This window comes from Photobacterium indicum, assembly GCF_003026215.1.
In the GTDB taxonomy this organism is placed as follows: domain Bacteria; phylum Pseudomonadota; class Gammaproteobacteria; order Enterobacterales; family Vibrionaceae; genus Photobacterium; species Photobacterium indicum.
In genome coordinates this window covers 1-536 of sequence record NZ_PYOC01000039.1, presented here as the reverse complement: position 1 = coordinate 536, position 536 = coordinate 1, and the positions used below count along the sequence as shown (strand labels likewise).

The 536-nt window shown below is 47.4% G+C and carries 1 protein-coding gene; it reads left to right on the top strand.

The window, feature by feature from the left end:
* Positions 1–56 precede the first annotated feature (56 nt).
* A complete protein-coding gene (locus C9J47_RS27210) occupies positions 57–233 on the top strand; it encodes a hypothetical protein (protein WP_170107587.1) in 177 nt (58 codons plus the stop codon).
* Positions 234–536 lie beyond the last annotated feature (303 nt).

Here is a 536-nt window from a genome sequence, read left to right as displayed (position 1 = left end):
TGGTCACTTTGCCAGTCTTAGCACGTAATCTGGAAACTCACCCTTTGTAGCAGTGAGTGACTAACAGAAGTGTGATTAGTTTTTCCTTAAAGTGCCTGTCCCGCTTAATTAATCATGCCATGGTTACCCGAGAAGCCATGCCCCTAGATGGCGCGGCAGCGGATAACGCAAGCCGTTTCACCCACCGTGGTCAGTCATGGTTGATGAGCAAAGGTTTTCCCTACCTGTCTTAAGCCTGTTCGGGACAAGGGCATCAAGCCCGAGTGTCTCAGGTACGGAACTCATTAGAGGCCGAGGCGAGAAAATCACCTCATTCTACTCAAAGAAACGAGCCTGGATATATGTCAGTACTGACCTTCCCTTAAGGGGAATGAAAACCAGAGCATCAACGCTGAACACAGTGGTAAAAACCACCTCAATATCGTCTCGCTACGCGAAACGATGAGACCATTTGGGCTTATCGTTCGGAGAGCGTCCATATATGTCCTTGCTATTTTTGCTATTTCACGAGGTGTTCAAATCGTTCATTGATATTC